Source organism: Barnesiella sp. CU968, assembly GCF_905219685.1.
Classification (GTDB): Bacteria; Bacteroidota; Bacteroidia; order Bacteroidales; family Muribaculaceae; genus Lepagella; species Lepagella muris_A.
Genome location: NZ_CAJMXD010000284.1, coordinates 1 through 3,931, shown reverse-complemented (window position 1 = coordinate 3,931; position 3,931 = coordinate 1). Strand labels below are relative to the sequence as shown.

Sequence of the window (3,931 nt, the reverse complement as noted above, 5' to 3'; positions counted from 1 at the left end):
CAATTTGCAGAATGGGCAAGCTTCTGGTCGGATGAGACCACCGGAGAAAAAGGTATCTTCGACCCCTCTCCTGAAGGATGGATGGTTCCGGCTTACAAGAACAATCTGTCTCCGTGGAATTCATTCCTCAGTGGCAGTGATTCTATAATCGATCCCACTACCGTTTATCCGGTTGGCGGTCGAATGAGATTTGACGGAAAATTCGGCAACTGCGACCATGTGATGTTATTCTCAGGCACGATGGATGGTCTCAAGACTTTTGCGTTTGACGCAACCAATACGTGGGGGCAGATCAACAACTACAGTGCCGGCAACGCTTTGAATGTAAGATGCGTAAAGATTCAGTAATCTTCACAACAGATTCATGAAAAAATCCATTTATATATTTGCGGGAGTGGCGCTCAGCTGCATGTTGATGTCGTGTGAAGACATCAACGAAGGCGGTGTGGACCGCCACCCCCAGCTTCCCGTGAAACTCAAGGCCTCTATAACCCCCTTCGAGCAAGAAAAGCCGGAGACATGGAAAGGTGAGGAAGAATTCGGAGTGTTCATGTTCCCAAGCGGGGAGGAAAAAGGTTTTGCCTCCTCTAAATGCGTCCGTTTTAAAACTGACGCTGAAGGAGAGCTGTCCATTACTGAAGCAGGAACGGAACTCATGTATCCCAAGGATGCCGCAAAAGTTGACTTCATTTGTTTCACACCGTTTGAAGAATCAGCCTTGACCTCCCGTGCTCTCTCTCTTGATGTCAGCACACGCGAGAAGGCTCTTGCATGCGACTATCTTTATTCGGATAACAGCCGCAATAAATACCCCGCGTTGGCTCCCGTCAAGATTCAGATGAAGCATGTGCTGAGTGCCGTGAGGTTCGAGATTACGGCTGAGGATGATATTCTTCCTGCCGAACTGAAAAATCTTAATCCCCATATGGAGGGAGTGAACGCTACCGGCAGCTTCAATCTCGGCGATGCCACTCTGACACCCTCAGGGACGGCGACCGCCATCCCTATGTTGGCAGACGAGGGGATGACTTCGGCAGACTGCCTTCTTCTTCCAGCCACTTCCAACGTGACCGTACGCTGCAACGTGGCAGGTCAGGAATTCCGCAAGAAATTGGGAGACCTCACCTTTGAAAGAGGGAAATTATATATTTTTGACCTCCATGTGTCCCACCCCGGATTCGAGATTTCGCTCCGGGAGATAGAGGACTGGGTTGTAGAAACTTATGATTGAATTAGACGATGACTTGCTTTTAAAAGGATTGGGCGAAGGCTCTCACGAAGCCTTCGCTGCAATCTTTTTGAAGTATTATCGTAGCCTTGTGCTTTATTGCAATTCATTCATAACCGACATGACAGAATGCGAAGACATTGTAAGCAGTGTCTTCGTGGAATTGTGGGAGAAGAGGAAAATCCTAAGGATCAGTTCACTGCGTAATTTCTTGTTGTGCAGTGTCCGCAACGATTGCCTCGATTCCATCAAACACCGCAAAATAGTGGAAACCTATGCCGCGCGCCTGTTGACTTCTGTCAATATCGACACGGCAGCCCTCGACAGCTATCTTCTCTACGATGAACTTGACCGATATATAAATAACGTGCTCGATTCATTAGATCCCAAGAGTGTGCAGGCTTTCAAGATGAGCCGATGGGATGGGATGAAATACGATGACATAGCGAAAGAGCTGAACGTGTCGCGAAGAACTGTGGAAGTTCGCGTAACCAACGTTATCCGGCTGCTTCGCGAAAACCTTAAGAAACATTTTCCTACCATATAATGACATGAAAAGAATTATTGACGACGATTTGATTGTAAGTTGTCTGGCAGGAGAAGCCGACAACGGTGAATTGGAAGAACTGGCTAAGGAGATGGCAGGTTCGGATGAGGTTACGCAAGACTTTCTTGCAATCAAAAATGTCTGGGATGCAGCTGTTTCCCCGCAAACCATCTCCAGTATAGATGTGAACGAGTCGTTGAGGAAAACCCTCAGCGAAATCCGGGAATGCGATGAAGCCGGACTCTCATTCAAGCGGAGATCTTTGAAATTCATAATGCGTTTCGCCGCTGTCATGTCTCTTCCGCTTCTTTTGCTTTCAGGATATCTGTATTTTAATAACAATGCGCTTCGGCCTCAGCATGTAGCCGTCGCACTTGATGTCAAGGCGATGCCCGGAAGCCTTGTCCACACACTTCTCCCTGACAGCACGGAAGTCTGGATGAACGGAGGGACAACGCTCTGGTATCATCAGGAGGGTGAAGGCAGGAGGGACGTGACAATCGAAGGTGAAGCATATTTCAAGGTTGCCAAAGACACAGTGCATCCATTCGTGGTCACCACACCGTCTTCGCTCCATATAGAGGCAGTGGGCACTGAATTCAATATCTGTTCATATCCCTCCGACTCGCTTACTTCCGTCACCCTGACCGAGGGTGCGGTAAGGGTTGACGACAACAGCTGGGAATCGTCAATGACTCCTGATCAGACAATAGTCTATAATTCAAATCAGAAAAAAAGTGTGCTATATCTCGGCAATACCGAGAAAATCGTTTCCTGGAAAGAGGGAAACTTAGCGTTTCACAATGAGATGCTTAAGAATGTGTATAAACGTATAGGACAGATATTCGATGTCCAGTTCGATGTTGACAAACGCCTGCAGAACGTTATCCTCTACGCCACGTTCGAGAATGCATCGCTCGACCAGATACTGTCACTGATACAGAAATCCACTCCTCTCATCTACAGTATATACGAAGATTCCGAAGACGGCACTTCGAAAAAGAGGATAAAAGTGATTGCAGGATAAAACGTAATATTTCATTCAATCATTCCAAATAATTAAAATATTTATGAATTCTCAAACCATTAAAAACCATGGGAAATAGCCGGAGTGGTTTGATATAGTCTCCATCGAAAGAAGTACAAATGGTTTGATAAATAAATAATAATATGAAGTATAAGAGTCTTTTGGTTGCTGCGGTATGCACCGTGGTGGGAGGAGTATATGCAAATGAGACGGATTTGCCGCAGCTATGGAAGGATCCGGTTGAGAAGGTTGTGGCTGCCATGACGCGTAGTGAGAAAGCCCGTTTCGTCATCGGCACCGGAATGGAAGGGATCGACAACGGCGACCGGGCTGTTATCGGTTCCACAAAACTCATCGTGCCCGGTGCCGCCGGCACAACTTACCCTATAGCGCGCCTCGGGATTCCGGCTATAGTTTTTTCCGACGGACCTGCCGGAGTCAGGATAGATCCCAGGAGGGAAAATGACACGAACACATATTTCGGCACTCATTTTCCTATGCCCACACTTTTAGGGGCGACATGGAATACGGAGGTTGCCGGCGGTATCGGCAAGGCGATAGGGGAGGAAGCCCGTGACTATGGCGTTGACGTGATGCTTGCGCCGGCGTTCAATATCCAGAGGCATCCCCTCTGCGGAAGAAACTATGAATATTATTCGGAAGATCCGGTGGTCAGTGGCAAACTTGCCGCCGCGTATGTTTGCGGTCTTCAAAGTTGCGGTGTGGGAGCGTGCGTGAAGCATCTTGCCGCCAACAATCAGGAAACCAACAGAAAAGCGAATGAATCAATAGTGTCGCAAAGGGCGCTCCGTGAGATTTACCTCAAAGCGTTCGAACATACTGTCAAGGAATCCGACCCGTGGTGCGTGATGTCATCATATAATTATCTCAACGGACATTATACTTCGGAAAGTCCGGAACTGCTCGATTCTCTGCTGAGAGGTGAATGGGGATTTGAAGGGGTGGTAGTGTCCGATTGGTTTGGAGGCTCTAATGCCGTGGCACAGATGAACGCGGGTAACGAGCTCCTGCAGCCGGGCTATCCAAAAGAGTATGAACGTATAATGGAAGGTCTTGAAACAGGGGAATTCGATGAGGCTGTTCTTGACCGTAACATAATCAAGGTTCT

At 47.9% G+C, this 3,931-nt stretch carries 4 protein-coding genes and 1 pseudogene; all 5 read left to right on the top strand.

Going from position 1 to position 3,931, the window contains the following annotated elements; all coding sequences use genetic code 11:
• Positions 1-348, top strand: a pseudogene (locus tag JX312_RS10280) (hypothetical protein); the annotation flags it as partial.
• A gap of 16 nt (positions 349-364) precedes the next feature.
• A complete protein-coding gene (locus JX312_RS10275; protein WP_204457930.1) occupies positions 365-1,231 on the top strand; it encodes a fimbrillin family protein in 867 nt (288 codons plus the stop codon).
• A complete protein-coding gene (locus tag JX312_RS10270) occupies positions 1,224-1,775 on the top strand; it encodes an RNA polymerase sigma-70 factor (RefSeq protein ID WP_204457929.1) in 552 nt (183 codons plus the stop codon). Before JX312_RS10275 ends, JX312_RS10270 begins: the two co-directional genes overlap by 8 nt.
• Positions 1,776-1,779: 4 nt before the next feature.
• Positions 1,780-2,802, top strand: coding sequence for a FecR family protein (locus JX312_RS10265; protein WP_204457928.1), 1,023 nt, complete (start codon positions 1,780-1,782; stop codon positions 2,800-2,802).
• 143 nt (positions 2,803-2,945) lie between these two features.
• Positions 2,946-3,931 (top strand): glycoside hydrolase family 3 protein (locus tag JX312_RS10260; RefSeq protein WP_204457927.1); only part of this gene is annotated, 986 nt, incomplete at its 3' end.